The sequence below is a fragment of the Gordonia aurantiaca genome (assembly GCF_039939235.1).
GTDB lineage: Bacteria > Actinomycetota > Actinomycetes > Mycobacteriales > Mycobacteriaceae > Gordonia.
On record NZ_JBDUUF010000003.1, the window covers coordinates 98,543 to 113,103 of the forward strand.

The 14,561-nt window shown below is 68.7% G+C and carries 15 protein-coding genes; 5 read left to right on the forward strand and 10 right to left on the reverse strand.

Annotated elements, in window-relative coordinates; genetic code table 11:
* From ABFT43_RS07895 to ABFT43_RS07930, 8 genes are read right to left on the reverse strand one after another with little or no spacing between them, the layout of a single operon-like run.
* Positions 1–894: an SDR family NAD(P)-dependent oxidoreductase gene (locus ABFT43_RS07895; protein WP_347959826.1), complete on the reverse strand. Its 894-nt coding sequence runs from the start codon at positions 892–894 to the stop codon at positions 1–3.
* On the reverse strand, positions 891–2,159 hold the full coding sequence (locus ABFT43_RS07900) for a hypothetical protein (RefSeq protein ID WP_347959827.1): 1,269 nt from the start codon (positions 2,157–2,159) through the stop codon (positions 891–893). Before ABFT43_RS07900 ends, ABFT43_RS07895 begins: the two co-directional genes overlap by 4 nt.
* 6 nt (positions 2,160–2,165) lie before the next feature.
* Positions 2,166–2,711, reverse strand: a complete 546-nt coding sequence (locus ABFT43_RS07905; RefSeq protein ID WP_347959828.1) for a nuclear transport factor 2 family protein — start codon at positions 2,709–2,711, stop codon at positions 2,166–2,168.
* Between the two features lie 27 nt (positions 2,712–2,738).
* A complete protein-coding gene (locus ABFT43_RS07910) occupies positions 2,739–2,933 on the reverse strand; it encodes a ferredoxin (RefSeq protein ID WP_347959829.1) in 195 nt (64 codons plus the stop codon).
* Complete coding sequence (locus tag ABFT43_RS07915) at positions 2,933–4,300, reverse strand: cytochrome P450 (protein WP_347959830.1); 1,368 nt, start codon at positions 4,298–4,300, stop codon at positions 2,933–2,935. Before ABFT43_RS07915 ends, ABFT43_RS07910 begins: the two co-directional genes overlap by 1 nt.
* Complete coding sequence (locus ABFT43_RS07920; RefSeq protein ID WP_347959831.1) at positions 4,297–5,148, reverse strand: SDR family oxidoreductase; 852 nt, start codon at positions 5,146–5,148, stop codon at positions 4,297–4,299. The genes ABFT43_RS07915 and ABFT43_RS07920 overlap by 4 nt, the downstream gene beginning before the upstream one ends.
* The gene (locus ABFT43_RS07925) at positions 5,148–6,392 is read right to left on the reverse strand and encodes a cytochrome P450 (protein ID WP_347959832.1); all 1,245 of its coding nucleotides are present in this window, start codon (positions 6,390–6,392) and stop codon (positions 5,148–5,150) included. The genes ABFT43_RS07920 and ABFT43_RS07925 overlap by 1 nt, the downstream gene beginning before the upstream one ends.
* On the reverse strand, positions 6,392–6,973 hold the full coding sequence (locus tag ABFT43_RS07930; protein ID WP_347959833.1) for a TetR/AcrR family transcriptional regulator: 582 nt from the start codon (positions 6,971–6,973) through the stop codon (positions 6,392–6,394). The genes ABFT43_RS07925 and ABFT43_RS07930 overlap by 1 nt, the downstream gene beginning before the upstream one ends.
* Positions 6,974–7,037: 64 nt before the next feature.
* Between ABFT43_RS07930 and ABFT43_RS07935 the strand changes: the two genes are divergently transcribed.
* Genes ABFT43_RS07935 through ABFT43_RS07955 form a run of 5 tightly spaced genes read left to right on the forward strand, consistent with a single transcriptional unit; the run spans position 7,038 to position 11,861 of the window.
* The gene (locus ABFT43_RS07935; RefSeq protein WP_347959834.1) at positions 7,038–8,504 is read left to right on the forward strand and encodes an aldehyde dehydrogenase; all 1,467 of its coding nucleotides are present in this window, start codon (positions 7,038–7,040) and stop codon (positions 8,502–8,504) included.
* A gap of 15 nt (positions 8,505–8,519) precedes the next feature.
* On the forward strand, positions 8,520–9,257 hold the full coding sequence (locus ABFT43_RS07940) for an SDR family oxidoreductase (protein WP_279103916.1): 738 nt from the start codon (positions 8,520–8,522) through the stop codon (positions 9,255–9,257).
* Positions 9,254–10,141, forward strand: a complete 888-nt coding sequence (locus ABFT43_RS07945; RefSeq protein ID WP_347959835.1) for an NAD(P)-dependent oxidoreductase — start codon at positions 9,254–9,256, stop codon at positions 10,139–10,141. Before ABFT43_RS07940 ends, ABFT43_RS07945 begins: the two co-directional genes overlap by 4 nt.
* Entirely contained in the window at positions 10,138–10,527 is a 390-nt protein-coding gene (locus ABFT43_RS07950) for a carboxymuconolactone decarboxylase family protein (protein ID WP_006899294.1), read from the forward strand. The genes ABFT43_RS07945 and ABFT43_RS07950 overlap by 4 nt, the downstream gene beginning before the upstream one ends.
* Positions 10,524–11,861: an alpha/beta hydrolase domain-containing protein gene (locus ABFT43_RS07955; protein ID WP_347959836.1), complete on the forward strand. Its 1,338-nt coding sequence runs from the start codon at positions 10,524–10,526 to the stop codon at positions 11,859–11,861. The genes ABFT43_RS07950 and ABFT43_RS07955 overlap by 4 nt, the downstream gene beginning before the upstream one ends.
* A gap of 135 nt (positions 11,862–11,996) precedes the next feature.
* Here the strand turns inward: ABFT43_RS07955 and ABFT43_RS07960 are convergent, their stop codons facing one another.
* Positions 11,997–13,169 (reverse strand): alpha/beta fold hydrolase, encoded by a 1,173-nt coding sequence (locus ABFT43_RS07960; RefSeq protein WP_347959837.1) that lies wholly within the window; start codon positions 13,167–13,169, stop codon positions 11,997–11,999.
* Positions 13,166–14,542, reverse strand: coding sequence for a wax ester/triacylglycerol synthase domain-containing protein (locus ABFT43_RS07965; RefSeq protein WP_457590126.1), 1,377 nt, complete (start codon positions 14,540–14,542; stop codon positions 13,166–13,168). The genes ABFT43_RS07960 and ABFT43_RS07965 overlap by 4 nt, the downstream gene beginning before the upstream one ends.
* Between the last annotated feature and the right edge of the window lie 19 nt (positions 14,543–14,561).

Genomic DNA, 14,561 nt, shown 5'->3' on the forward strand with positions numbered 1-14,561 from the left:
TCAACCCAGCAACTCGGCCAACTCGACGAGACTGTATGGCGAGGAATCCCGGTGGTCCCGATAGGCGATGAAGCTCGCCTGCTGGGACTCGAACCGTCCGATGAACCCGCCGGCCGCGCTGAAGACCTGACCGTTGATGTGCTGCGCGGCGTCACTGGCGAGGAAGACGTAGAGAGGTGCGACGTATTCGGGTGGTGCCGGATCGAGCGCGGCGTCACGGGTCTGGTCGTCGAGGATGCCCCGCCGATGCAGACCCTCGATGTGGGCCACGTAGTCGTCGCCGGTCGACAGCCGCGACCTGGCGCCCGGCATCACGACATTGACCCGCACGTGGTGTTCGGCGAGATCCGCGGCGACCGCGAGCGCCAGCGCGTTGACCCCGCCCTTCGCCGCAGGGTATCCGCTTCCGCCGAACATGCCGAGCGACGCCGCAGATCCGGTCAGCACGATCGACCCCGCACCCTGTTCGACGAAAACCCGCCCGGCCGCCCGGACGAGATGGAACGCACTCATCAGGTGGGCGTCGAGTTGCGCGCGGAACTCGTCCGGGGTTATGGTCAGAACCGTCGAGCCCGGTGGTTCGGCGATGCCGGCGCAATTGATCGCGATGTCGAGCGCACCGAACACCCCGAGCGCGGTGTCGACCATCTGCTGGGCGACGCCGTCGTCACCGGCCGATCCGCACACGCCGACGGCGTAACCGCCTCCACCGCGGATCTCCTCGACGGTGTCGTCGACCGCAGCCTTGTCCCGGCCGTTGACCACCACCGATACACCCTGGCCGGACAGCGCATACGCGACCGCCAGCCCGATGCCGCGGGTCGCGCCCGCGATCACCGCGACCCGGCCGCCGAGTCCGACGGCACCGCTGGGCCGGCCGCCGTCCGGACTCACGCCGAGCTGCCGACCGGGGTGATGGGAATGGAGCGTCCGCGGTCGACGAACTCGAAACCCGCACCGCCGCTGAATCGTGCGACGGCGACCTCGCCGCTCTCCTCCTGTGCGGTGTCGGACGTGACGATCCGGATCTCGAGTGCCTCGTCGGAATCCACCGCGCCCTCGACGCTCAGGTACGGACTCACCGCGGTGGCGGCCGCCTGCAGCGGTTCGAGGTGATCCGGGGTGATGATCGACATCCACCCGTCGTCGGCCATCGCCGCCGACTCCCGCGGTAGTCGCACGAGGACGGTGTCGTCGTCGGCGGTCGCGGTGAGACCCGTGTACTGACTCGGGCCGAAGCACGGATGCACGGCGAGCACCTGCGCGAGCCCTCGTGCATCGGTGGGCAGGTCGAGCGCGGCCCGGATGCGGTCGGCGGCCAGCCCGGCGATCCCGGTCAACTGCTTGCGACAGATCTCGACGACCTGCAACTCGTTGTCCGCGCGGCGACGCAGGCCGAGCTGGAAGCCGAGCGCCAGCAATTGATGTTGCAGCGCAACCTCTTCGGCGACCCGCACCAGCGCCGTCCGCGACCACTCGGCGAACTGCAGATCCGCCACGAGCGGACCGCGGTAGTCGACCCAGCCGTCCGTGGCCGAGGCGTCGATCGGCGACAGCTCCAGCCGGCCGGCCTCGGTGCCGAACATCGTCTCGGCGTCCGGCGGCAGCGGAAGTTCCTCGCGGTCGGGTTCGATGGTGACCGTCCACTCGCAGTGCGGCGTCCGGTCCGCCGGGCGCCGGGGCGGCCGGTGCACCGGGCGGATGCGCGCCCTGCGGTTGGTGGCGATGGCCGTCGCGTCGAACGTCGGGTCCTCGATGTCGTGACACATGGTGGTCACGTACTCGTCGCCGAGCGGTTCGACGTCGAGCAGTGCGCCGCAGTGATCGAGGACGAACGATCCGTGGTACTCGTCGTCTATCCGGAACCGGAAATCCATGAACTGCGGTGGCGCACCGATGTCGAGTTGCAGGCACTTGAACATGTCCTCGACGCCGTCGCCGTCGATGCCGAGCGCGGTGCGCATCCGGCTGGTGTAGACGGGACTGGCCGCCATCCACTCCTCGATGGCGATCTCGCCCATCACCTCGCGCCCGTAGGCCGAGATCAGGTGGGCCATCCCACTACGGTCGATCATCTGGCCGCTCAGCAGGAGCTCGGGTACCAGGGTCGCGAGCTGGTCGTGACTCAGACCTGGATAGGTCGGGGCTGGTCGAGTCATGTCACGTCACCAGATCGGAACCGGGGTCTTGCCGTGGTCGTACCAGCCGGGCAGGTTGCCGGGTGCAGCCTTCTCCACCCGCTTGAGCATGCTCTCGCTCATCGCCTTGTCCTGCATCATCTCGATGAACAGCGACGACACGTTCCCATAGTCGAAGAAGTCACGCTGCCAACGGAACCGGAAGTTGCCGCCGTACTTGAACCAGCTGCCCTGGATGCCCTCGAGCGCGTAGTGGCTGCCGTCGGCGCGGGTGCCCTCGTAGACCTGCTTCCAGAAGCCGATCATGTCGCCGGTGGTGTCGTCGATGACCCAGGACTGGTACGGGTACGTCCAGCCCTCGAGGCCCTCCATCTCCTGACCGAGCGCGAGTTCGCGGATCTCCTCCCGGCCGACGGCCATGAAATCCTTCTTGGGGCCGTAGTTCCAGCCGTAGGTCGCATCCTCGGTGTAGAACTCGGCCAGCGGCTTCCAGTCCCCCGCCTTCTCCGCCTCGATGTTCGCGGCGAGCCACCGCTGCTTCATCTCTTCCAGTTCGGCACGGTCAAAAGACATGTGTCCCACTCTCTCCACTCGTCAGGGCTACTCGTCGTCGATGATGCGCAGGGCTTGTGTCGGGCAGTACTGCACGGCCGCCTCGACCTCGGCGCGTCGTGACTCGTCCGGGGTCGGTTCGAGGATCTCCACGTGATCCTTGTGCGCCTCGAAGATCCCGGGGGCCTCCATCTCGCACATCCCGTGGCCCTGACACAGATCCAGGTCGACCTCGATGCGCATCAGCGGTCCTTCCGCCTACGGTAGGCGACCCGGCACGGCTGCTGCAGCTGAACGACCATCTTGGAGTGGTCGTTTCGGTAGGTCTCCGAGGGCTGCAGCATCTCGAACTCGTAGTTCTGGAACAGCACCGAGAAGATCGCCTTGAGCTGCATGATCGCGAATTGCGCTCCGACGCAACGATGCCGGCCGGCGCCGAACGGTATCCACGTCCAGCGGTTGGCGAGGTCCTCCTGCCTGGGCTTCTCGTAGCGGTCCGGGTCGAAGGCGTCCGGCTCCGGGAAGTCCTCGGGCAGCCGGTTGGACACCGCCGGGGACACCGCGATCGACTGCCCTGCGGAGATCTCGTAGCCCTCCACCTGGAAGTCCTTCTGCACCACCCGCATCAGGATGATCAGCGGGGGATGCAGGCGCAGCGCCTCCTTCAGCGCATTCTCCAGCTGCGGCATCTGCCGGGTGTGCGCGAAGGTGCACTCGGGACGCTCACCGGGCGGGGTGTCGCCGTAGATCTCGTCGAGCTCGTCGTACACGCGCGCCATGTAGTCCGGGTTGCGCAGCAGTTCGATGAGCGTCCACGCGGCGGTGCCCGAGGTGGTGTGGTGGCCGGCGAACATCATGGAGATGAACATGCCGGTGATCGTGTTGGCGTCGAACCCGACCTGGACGAGCACGTCCATCAGGTCGCGATCCTCTTTGTTCTCCGTGGGATTCGCGATGCGCTCGTTCATCACGCCCTGGATGAACTCGACGAGCTCGGCGCGTGCGGCATCGCGTTTGCGGAAGGATTCGATGTCGGCGTGGTAGTCGACGTAGGCGATCGGGTCGGTGCCCTTCTCCAGGTCGTGGAACAGATGGGCGATGTGGCCGTTGAGCCTCTCGCGGAACTTGCGTCCGATCAGGCAGGCCGACGACGTGTAGAGCGTCAGCTCGGCGAAGAAGTCGAGCAGATCGATCTCGCCGGAGTCTCCCCAGTTCGCGATGATGCGCTCGACCTCGTTGGGGATGGTCACCGCGTGCTGCTTCATGTGCGGCCCCTTGAGCGCGGCATTGTGGATCGCCTTGGAGCGCTCCTCCGGGCTCGTGTCGAACACGACGCCCTCACCGAACACGGGCGTCATGAACGGGTAGGCGGCGGCCTGGTCGAGGTCCTCCTCCGGCGCGCGGAAGAACTCCTCGTTGGCGGCGGAGCCGGACACCAGCACCACCTCGCGGTCGGCGAGCTGGAACATGCCGACGTCCCCGCACTCCTGGCGGACCCGCCTGAACAGCGAGATCGGATCGGTGGCGAGTTCGTCGAGGTGCCCGTGTTCACCCTCGCCACCCGAAACACGTTGCGGCTTCTTCAGGCCTGATTCGGTGATGGCGGTCATCGGTCCGTCCCCTCGTTGGTGTCTGCCCTGGCTGACTTGTCCTGCGATGATTCGGTTTTCGTCTTCTCGATGCGGTCGCGGGAGATGGCGCCCTCGGCCTCCACCTCGACCGCACGCATGTGGGCGCCGCGGGGCATGGTGACCATCGCGTGCACGGCCTGCGCGATGTGTTCGGGCGCGAGGAAGTTCCCGTGCCGGGCGAGCCCGTGCCTGATCCAGTCGTTGAGCATGTTCTCGGTGGTCTTCTGGTCGAGGTTCATGCCCATGCCGGTCAGGGTCTGACCGGGGCGCACCACCCCGGCGCGCACACCGGTCCCCTCGAGTTCGAGCTGGATGGTCGCGACCAGACCGTCGATGCCGGACTTGGCCGCGACATACGCCGACGACCAGGGCCGGGGATGGAGTACGACGTCGGAGCCGATGAACACGAAATCGCCCCGGCCGCGGTCGATCATGCCTCCGATCACGGCCCGGTAGATGCGGTAGGCACCGTTGAGATGGATGTCGACCTGGTCGGCGAAGTGCTCGGTGCTCGTCTCGTAGGAGAGGCCGACGGCGAGGTCACCGGCCCCCGCGACGACGATCTCGAGATCACCGAGCGCCGCCTGAGCCTTGGCGACGCAGTCGATCACGGACCGCTCGTCGGTCACGTCCAGTGGCACTGCGACCGCCTCGCCCCCGGCGGCGATGATCCGGTCGGCGATCTCCTGGAGCCTCGCCACACGCCGGGCGGCCAGTGCTACGGGATATCCTGCGGCGGCGAGATATTCGGCGGTGGCGGCGCCGATGCCCGACGAGGCACCGGCGACCAGGACCGGCCGGCGTTCGGGATGGGGAAGAAAGGCCATCAGCGCACCGTCACCTTCACGGGGAGTTCGGCGAAGCCGCGGACGTTCACCGAGTGCACGCGCACGGCCTTGTCGGCGTCGATCTCGACCGCGCGGATCGAGCGGATCACCTCGCCCAGTGCGATGTTCGCCTCGAGCCGGGCCAGATGTGCGCCGAGGCAGAAGTGCGCACCGAGACCGAAACTCATCAGGGACTGCCCGGTGTCGCGGCCGATCAGGTACCTGTCCGCGTCGGGGCCGAACACCTCCTCGTCCCGGTTGGCCGATCCGACGAGCAGCAGCACCCGGTCACCGGCCGGGATCACCTTGTCGCCGTAGGGCGCATCCTCGACGACGCGGCGCACGACGATCTGGGTGGAGTTGTCGTAGCGCAGCGTCTCCTCTGTCCATTGCGGGACGACCACCTCGGGGTCTGCGAACACCTTCGCCAACTCGTCGGGATTGCGCCAGCCCCAGTACAGTGCGTTGGCGAGCAACTTGGTGGTGGTCTCGTTGCCGGCGACCACCATCAGCACCATGAACCCGATGATCTCGTCCTCGGTGAGGGTGGTCTTCTCACCCGTCGCGTCGTCCTCGATCTCGGCGGCGATCAGTGCGGACACGAGGTCCTCGCCCGGATGTCTCCGCCGGTCGGCGATGAGTTCGGAGTAGTACTTGTGCAGATCGATGTAGGCGTGGACCGCCGCCTCGGGGATGTCGAGGACACCGTCCTCGCGGTGCAACAACAGATCCGACAGCCGGCGCAGCTCGGCCCGGTCGGCACGCGGGACGTCGAGCAACTCGGACACGACGTCCATCGGCAGCAACGCGGCGAACTCGGCGACGTAGTCGAACTCGCCCATGTCCAGGCACTTGCTCCAGTGCTCATGGGTCAGCGCGGTGATCCGGCCGGTGAGATCGTTGACGCGCCGCGGGGTGAACCCCTTGCTCACCAACTTGCGGATGCGCATGTGCTTGGGGTCGTCCATGGCGAGGAACGACATCGACTTGTGCGCGTCCGGGCCGTACGCCGAGGGGTCCATCGACACCCCCCAACTGTTCGAGAACCGTTGCACGTCACGGAATCCCGCACGGACGTCGGCGTGCGACGCGAGCGCCCAGAAGTCCATCGTGGAGTTGTAGTAGACCGGCGCCTCGGCGCGCAGCCGGGCGTAGGTCGGATACGGATCCTCGTGGAAGTCATAGGCATAGGGATCGAAGGGGATCTGATCCTCCATACCGCGAACCGACGTGGTTTCGGTCATCACTTCTCCATCAGTAGATGTGCTGCGGCGACGAGCCGCTCGGAGGTCTGCTCATAGGACATGTGCCCCATACCGGCGTGGACCAGGCCACCGGCATAGATCATCTCCAGCGCATCGAGCAGCGGGCTCGGGTTCTCCGGGTCCTCGTCCAGCGCGTCAGCGAGACGCCGGCGGATGAACACACCGATCCGCACCCGCAGGTGTTCGACGTCGGGGTCGGTCCCCAGCAGCGCCACGGTCACCGCACCGCCGAGCTGTCCCTCGCCCGCCACCACGAGCGCCACCTCGCGCAGCACCTGTGCGACCCGCTCGCTCTTGGACTTTCCCGGATCCGGCTCGGCGACACCGGCCGAGAGCCGCCGCCAGAAGACCTCGGCGACGAGGTGGGACTTGGACGAGAAGTAGGTGTACGCGGTGGCCGGCGCGACGCCCGCAAGCTTTGCGACCGAGCGCACGGTGAGCCCCTCGAAGCCCTCGGCGTTCAGGACGTCGACCGCCGCATCGGTGAGCCTGGCGACCGTCTCCGCCTGCTGCTGCGTCAAGCGGCGCCGTGTGGATTCCTGCGATACGGGGCTGGACATGTGAGCCACGCTACACTAGCTTTGAACTTGAGTCCAGACACCTGTCCAGATGGAGTTCCAGCTCATGACCCTTCGTCCCGAATCCGCGTCGAATCTGTTGATCGACGGCAAACTCACGCCGGGCGGTGGTGGCGTTTTCGACGTCGTCAACCCAGCGACCGAGGAGGTCATCGGACAGGCCGCCGAGGGCACCGTCGCCGACATGGACGCCGCGATCGCCGCTGCACGCACCGCGTTCGACACCACCGAGTGGTCGCGCGACCACGCCTTCCGGGCCCGGTGCCTGCGACAGCTGCGTGATGCGCTGCTCGCCCACGCCGACGAGTTCCGCGAGCTGACCATCGCCGAGGTCGGCTGTCCCTCGTTCCTCACCCACGGGCCCCAATTCGAAGGCCCCGTCACCGATCTCGGCTACTTCGCCGACCTCGCGGAGAACCACGAGTGGACCCGTGACCTCGGCGTGGCCGAGCCGATGGGCATCAAGAACCACCGTGAGGTGCGGTCGGAGGCGGCCGGTGTCGTCGGCGCCATCACGCCGTGGAACTTCCCGCACCAGATCAACTTCGCCAAGATCGGCCCGGCCCTGGCCGCCGGATGCACCGTCGTCCTCAAGCCCGCGCCCGACACCCCGTGGTGTGCGGCACTTGTCGGCAAGGTCGCCGCCGAGGAGACCGACCTGCCGCCGGGCGCGCTCAACATCGTCACCTCCACCGATCATCAGCTCGGGGCGCAGCTGGCCTCCGATCCCCGCGTCGACCTGGTGTCGTTCACCGGCTCCACCGCCACCGGCAAGAAGGTGATGGCCGCGGCGGCGGAGTCGCTGAAGAAGGTGTTCCTCGAGTTGGGCGGCAAGTCGGCGTTCATCGTCCTCGACGACGCCGACATCGCCTCGGCCTGCTCGATGGCGGCATTCAACGTCGTCACCCACGCCGGCCAGGGTTGCGCGATCACGACGCGCCTGCTGGTGCCGCGCGCGAGGCTCGACGAAGCGATCTCCGCCACCCGCGACGCGATGGCCGGCCTTCCCGCCGGCGACCCCACCGACGCCGGAACCATCTGCGGGCCACTGATCTCCGAGGCGCAGCGGCAGCGCGTCGAGTCCTACATCGAACTGGCTCGACAGGAAGGCGGCACCATCGAGATCGGCGGCGGGCGCCCGGCCGACAGGCCGCGCGGGTTCTTCGTCGAACCCACCCTCATCTCGGGACTGGACAACTCCGCGCGCGTCGCGCAGGAGGAGATCTTCGGACCGGTGCTCGTCATCATCCCGCACGACGGCGACGACGACGCCGTCCGCATCGCCAACGACTCCCCCTATGGGTTGTCGGGGATGGTGTACGGCACCGATGAGGGCCGGATCAACAAGGTGGTCAACGGAGTTCGCACCGGAACCATGGGCGTCAACGGCGGCATCTGGTACGCCGCCGACGTCCCGTTCGGCGGGTACAAGCAGTCCGGCATCGGTCGCGAGATGGGCGTCGCCGGCTTCGAGGAATACCTGGAGACCAAGGCCGTCGCACGGCCGGCCTAGAGAGAAAGCAGGACGATGAGTTCCAAGCGTTTCGAGAACAAGACCGTGATCGTGACCGGCGCGGCCGGCGGCATCGGCGAGGCCTACGCCCGGGCGCTGGCCGGCGAGGGCGCCAACGTCGTGGTCGCCGACGTCAACGACGAGCAGGGCAAGCAGGTCGCCGCCGACATCGGCGGCCTCTACGTCCACGCCGACGTCGCCGACGTGGACTCCGCACAGGCGCTGGCCACCGCGGCCGTCGACGCCCACGGCTCGATCGACGGCCTGGTCAACAACGCCGCCATCTACGGCGGGATGAGGCTCGACTTCCTCATCACGGTGCCGTGGGACTACTACAAGAAGTTCATGAGCGTCAATCTCGACGGCGCCCTCAACGTGACCCGGGCGGTCTACCCGCACATGACGAACGGCGGGTCCATCGTCAACCAGTCCTCTACCGCCGCATGGCTCTACAGCGGCTTCTACGGTCTGGCCAAGGTCGGGGTCAACGGACTCACCCAGCAGCTCGCGACCGAGCTCGGCGGCCAGAACATCCGGGTCAACGCCATCGCCCCCGGCCCGATCGACACCGAGGCGACCCGCACCACCACGCCCGGCGAGATGGTCCAGGACATTGTGAACCGGTTGCCGCTCAAGCGGTTCGGCAAGCCCGAGGACCTGGTCGGGATGTGCCTGTTCCTGCTCTCCGACGAGGCGAGCTGGATCACCGGGCAGATCTTCAACGTCGACGGCGGACAGGTCATCCGCTCATGACCGACGCCCCACCGACCGCACGGCCCCGGCTCGGCTTCGTCGGCCTCGGCAACATCGGCGGACCGATGGCCGGGAACCTGGCGGCCTGGCCGGGCGGGCTCTCGGTGTTCGACCTGTCGGCCGACGCGGTCGCGAAGGTCGCGCAGAAAGGTGCCGACGCGGCCGACTCGCTCGCAGGCCTGGCCGAGAAGTCCGACATCATCGGCATCTGCGTGCTCGACGACGAACAGGTCCGGTCGGTGGTGACCGGACCCGACGGCCTGCTGTCGGCCGCCCGGCCTCAGACGATCATCACCGTCCACTCGACGATCGGGGCCGACACCGCGGTCGAGCTCGCCGAGCAGTGCGCCGCGCGTGACGTGATCCTGCTCGACGCCCCGATCTCCGGCGGCGCGATGGGCGCGGCGTCGGGTCGGCTGGCGATCATGGTCGGCGGCCCTCGCGAGGCCTACCAGAGGCTCAAGGAACCGTTCTCGCTCGTGGCCGACATGATCGTCCACGCCGGCGACGTCGGGGCGGGCACCAAGATGAAGCTCGCCCGCAATCTCCTGCACTTCATCTCGTTCGCCGCCACCACCGAGGCGGCCCGGCTCGCCGAGGCAGCGGGTCTCGACATCGCCGAACTGGGCAAGGTGGTCCGCCACTCCGACGCCGTCACCGGCGGCCCCGGCGCGATCATGTTGCGGGACACCACCGCACCCGTCGACACCGACGACCCCTGGTACGGCATCCTCACCGGCGTCCGCACCCTGGGCGAGAAGGACCTGTCGCTGGCGCTGGCCCTCGCCGACGAACTCGACGTCGACCTGCCACTCGGCCGTATCGCTCTGCGCGACCTGGCCGCGGGACTCGGCGTCCCCCATGCCGAAGGAGACAACACATGACCCGATCCCACATGTCCGACGAGGCACCGGAGGAGATCCGCAAGCGCGGCCTGCGGCGCATGTCCGAGGTCTACGGCTGGGAGGTCAGCGACGGCCCCGGCGACTACTTCGCGCACACCGCCGACCAGGTCTTCGGCAACGTGTGGGCCCGCGAGGGACTCACCGACCGCGACCGGCGCCTTCTCCTCCTCGGCGCCCTCGCCGCGAGCAACAACATCGACGTCGCCGAGATCCAGGCCGGCGCCGCACTGGCCAACGGCGAGCTGACCCCCGAACAGCTCGAGGAGATCGGGCTGTTCCTCTGCTATTACGTCGGCTGGCCGCAGGGCACCAAGATGCACTTCATGTTCGGCGAGGCCATCAAGAAGCACAGGAAGAACACGTGAACGCCCCCATCACCTTCCGGCCGCTCGACGGCGGCAAGGGCTCCTCGCTCCTCAGCGCCTCGCCGGTGCCGGACCTGAGCGCAGCCGGATTCACCGACACCGAGTACGCCGCCTCCGGCGTCGCCGAACGCCTCGTCGGCGACACCCCGACCCCGCCTGCGGAGTTCACCACGCGCGTCGTGGTCCGCCGGCCCGCCCGGCCGGGCAACTTCAGCGGACGCCTCGTGGTCGAGTGGCTCAACGTCAGCAGCGGCAGCGACGCGGCGCCCGAATATTCCTATCTCGCCGCCGAACTCGTGCGCAGCGGCCACGCCTACGTCGGCGTCTCGGCGCAGTACGTCGGTATCGAGGGAGGCACCGGCTCGGTCGGCGTGAGCACGGGCGCGCCGCAGGGTCTCGCCGAGAAGGACCCGGAACGCTATGCCGGGCTGCATCATCCGGGCGACGCGTACTGCTACGACATCTTCGCCTCCATCGGCCGCGCGCTCCGGGACACCGACGCCGACGGGCATCCGCTGTCGGGGCTCGAGGTGTCCACGGTCCTCGCCGTCGGCGAATCCCAGTCGGCGATGGCGTTGACGACCTTCGTCAACGAGGTCCCCGCCGATGACGTCTTCGACGGGTACCTCATCCACAGCCGGGCCGCCGCCGGACTCCCGGCCGGCGAGGTGGGCACCGGCGTCGACGTGACGACGGTGTTCTCCGGTGAGCCGACCCGGCTGCGCACCGATCGTGATTCCCCGATCTTCGTCCTGCAGACCGAGACCGACATCCTCACCAATTTCCGCTATTTCTCGGTGCGGCAGCCCGACGACGACCGCCTGCGGGTGTGGGAGATGGCCGGGACGTCCCACGCGGATCTGCACCAGGTCGGAGCGTTCGAGGAGTACCTGGGCTGCCCCGACCCGGTGAACCGGGGACAGCAGCGCTTCGTCCTGCGCGCCGCGCTGCGGCACCTGACGAGGTGGGCCGAGGGCGGCGCTCCCCCGCCGTCGGCCGAGCCCCTGCGGTTGCGCGGAATCCACACGCCCGAGCCCGAGTTCGAGGTCGACGACCTCGGCAACGTCCTCGGCGGGGTGCGCACTCCGAGCGTCGACGCCCCGACACAGGTGCTCAGCGGCATCGTCCCGGACCCGGTGTCGCGGATCTGCCTCCTGTTCGGCACCACCCACCCGATCCCGGAACACCTGCTCGCCGATCGCTACGGCACGCGCGAGGAGTACGAGATGTGTTACGCGAACGCCACCGACGCCGCGATCGAGGCGGGATTCGTCCTCGCCGACGACCGCGAGGAACTGCTCGCCGACGCCAATCCGGAGTTGGTGCCCGAGTAGGTCGGGGCCTCGGACCGAGACATATCGCCCGCGACACCACACCGGTGTCGCGGGCGATATGGGTTCGGGAAGGACGCACCTGACCGGCCCGTCCGTTCGGTGCAGGTCGTCGCCGGACGCACCTGCACCGAATGGTCAGGTCACCGCCCGCCTGTTCTCGCCTGCCGGCCCCGCGGGCCTGACGGGCTCGCTCAGGAACCCGTCGGTGGCGTGCCGGATGCCGGGCGACATCGCATGCCCCACGTGACTGCCGTTGTACCAGTGGATACGTCCGCCCCAGTGCTGGTGCAGTCTCTGCGCGGCGGAGACCCAGGTGACCCGGTCGTTCAACGCCGCGACGACCATCCGCCGGTCCGGCGCGGGCAACGGCTCGACCGACAGCGGACTGATCACCTTGGACACCTCGCGGACCTCGTCGCTGCGCATCAGTTCGGCCAGGCGACGCCCCTTCGAGCCGCCGCGGGCCATGTGGTGGGCCAACGTCGCGTGCATGTCGAGCATCGGCACCACCGCGAGGACCGAGGAGATCCGCGGGTCCATCGACGCGACCATCGCGGCGATCGGACCGCCGAGAGACGTTCCGGCGATGGTGATGTCGGCCGGATCCTGGGCGGCGATCCAGGACACGAGGGAGCGGATCTCGGCGATCGCCCGGATCGTGATGAGGGTGTTCACGAGCGGGTCGAAGCCCGGATAGGCGACCTTGCTGATGCGCCGTGGCCCGTGCGCGGGCAGCACCGGGAAGACGACGTCGTAGCCCAGTTTCTTGTGCAGGTGCGCGGCCCGGAAGGCGTACAGGTCGTCGGCGCGGCCCTGGGCGGCGCCGTGCACCCAGATCAGCCAGCGTGCGCCCGGACGCCGCCTCGTCATCACCCGCACCGAGGCCAGGCCGTCGGCGTGCGGGTCGAGGTTCGCGACCGAGTCGGGCAGCCGGGTCTCGGTCGAGTAGTCGATGTGCTCGAAGGCCGTGGTCCCGAAGATCTTGCGATCGCGGGACAGGATGCGCGGCGCCCCGGGGTCGCGGTAGACCTCGGAGGGGTCGAGTCGGGCGAACTCGTCGGCGACGTCGCGGCAGCGCGCCACCCACGCCTCGACCTGCTCCATCGGCGGGATGTCGCGGATCACCGAGTTGACCGCGATGAACAATTCGTCGATCGCGGTCTCCCCCACCAGTCGGGGGCCGAATCCTGCTGCGGGGATACCGGTCTCGGGGTTGCCGCGGCGAGCCTCTGCCGAACTCCCGATGGCCCGCGGCAACACGCCCGCGAAGAGCCCCACGCGGGCGAGCTCGGTTTCCCAGTCGATCAACTGGCCTCCTGCGCCATGGACCTGATGCCCAGTGCATCGGCCGCCTCGTCCACCGCGGCGGACACGCGCCGCAGGAATCCCGCGGGGTCGGGCATCGACTCGGGCGTAGCGATGAGGCCCATGCTGAGGCGTCCCGCGTAGCTGTAGGTCGTGAGGTTGACGTCGGCGGGCGCGATGGCCAGCGCGAACGATATCCAGTCGACCACCTCGACGTCACCTACCCACCGCGTCGTGCGCGGGCCCGGGAGGTTCGCGGTGGTGATGTTGTTCATCACCACCGGCATCAGGTCGGCGGCGACGCTGCGGAAGAACGGCCCCAGCCGGCCCGTGTAGGTCGACAGCTTCTCGGTGAGCTCGAAGCCAACCTCGCGGCGGCACGCCACGGCCGCCGCGCAGCTCTCGCCGGTCGCGACGATGCGCTCCACCGGATCGGCCAGATCGGAGCGCAGGTAGGCCGACGAGGTGGCGATCTCGTTGCCGTACGTGCGCGACGAGGTGAGGTCCTTGCACACCCCGAAGATCGTGACCGAGGCGCCGGGCTCCTCGCCGCGGGCGATCAGCTCCTCCCGGATGGCGCCGGCGATGATGCCGTGCAGTGCGCCGTTGACGGTGGTGTTCGCGGCCAGGGCGATCTGCTGCACCGCATACAGCGGGATGTCGGCGGACGCGCACACCCGCGTGGCGCCGCTGCGGGAGTTGAAGCTGGTCCGGCGGGCGGTGAGCGGCTTGGGAATCCGGTCCGCGTTCTCGACCTTGCGCCGCTTGGCGACCGATCGGCGCACGGCCTTGACGAGGGCGGGCAGTTCCCGGGCCAGCCGTCGCGACTCCGCGCGTGCAGACCGGCTCAGCGCCCGGGTGTCGACGTCGTCGGCCGGTATTGCGACCGGCACGGGCTCGACGGCGTGGCCGGGCTCGGCCGTGGCGGCCATGAAGGTGTTCAGCGCGGCGAGCCCGTCGGCCACCGCATGGTGGACGCGCACGACGATCGCCTGCCGGCCGCCTTCGAGACCGTGGACGAGGGTGAGCGCCCACAGCGGGTGGTCGCGATCGAGTTGCTCGACGGCCAGGTCGGAGAGCACGGCGTCGAGGTCGGCGCGGCGGCCGGGCGCGGACACCCGGCGCTCGTCGAGGTGGCGTGTGACGTCGAAGTCGGTGTCGGGCACCCAGTACGGGCGCGCCGAACATCCGCGCACCCACTGGATGCGCTGGGTCGCGCGGGGGAACTTCCCGAGGTACTGCGGCAGCAGGGCGGCGAGCTCGGCGAGTTCGACGGGCCTGCCGCGCCGGGAGGTGTCGAGGACCGCCACCTTCAGCGTGTGCATGGGGTTCGACGCCGACTCCATGTTCAGCATCAGCGCGTCGGGGCCGGTCATCCGTTCGGCCGCCTCGGGC

What these genes read in the sequence shown, in the direction of transcription:
- ABFT43_RS07920 (WP_347959831.1), bottom strand. Translation starts at nt 5,148, where the DNA reads ATGGCCTTTCTTCCCCATCCCGAACGCCGGCCGGTCCTGGTCGCCGGT.
- ABFT43_RS07900 (WP_347959827.1), bottom strand. Translation starts at nt 2,159, where the DNA reads ATGACTCGACCAGCCCCGACCTATCCAGGTCTGAGTCACGACCAGCTC.
- ABFT43_RS07945 (WP_347959835.1), top strand. Translation starts at nt 9,254, where the DNA reads ATGACCGACGCCCCACCGACCGCACGGCCCCGGCTCGGCTTCGTCGGC.
- ABFT43_RS07910 (WP_347959829.1), bottom strand. Translation starts at nt 2,933, where the DNA reads ATGCGCATCGAGGTCGACCTGGATCTGTGTCAGGGCCACGGGATGTGC.
- ABFT43_RS07940 (WP_279103916.1), top strand. Translation starts at nt 8,520, where the DNA reads ATGAGTTCCAAGCGTTTCGAGAACAAGACCGTGATCGTGACCGGCGCG.
- ABFT43_RS07930 (WP_347959833.1), bottom strand. Translation starts at nt 6,973, where the DNA reads ATGTCCAGCCCCGTATCGCAGGAATCCACACGGCGCCGCTTGACGCAG.
- ABFT43_RS07915 (WP_347959830.1), bottom strand. Translation starts at nt 4,300, where the DNA reads ATGACCGCCATCACCGAATCAGGCCTGAAGAAGCCGCAACGTGTTTCG.
- ABFT43_RS07925 (WP_347959832.1), bottom strand. Translation starts at nt 6,392, where the DNA reads ATGACCGAAACCACGTCGGTTCGCGGTATGGAGGATCAGATCCCCTTC.
- ABFT43_RS07935 (WP_347959834.1), top strand. Translation starts at nt 7,038, where the DNA reads ATGACCCTTCGTCCCGAATCCGCGTCGAATCTGTTGATCGACGGCAAA.
- ABFT43_RS07905 (WP_347959828.1), bottom strand. Translation starts at nt 2,711, where the DNA reads ATGTCTTTTGACCGTGCCGAACTGGAAGAGATGAAGCAGCGGTGGCTC.
- ABFT43_RS07965 (WP_457590126.1), bottom strand. Translation starts at nt 14,542, where the DNA reads ATGACCGGCCCCGACGCGCTGATGCTGAACATGGAGTCGGCGTCGAAC.
- ABFT43_RS07950 (WP_006899294.1), top strand. Translation starts at nt 10,138, where the DNA reads ATGACCCGATCCCACATGTCCGACGAGGCACCGGAGGAGATCCGCAAG.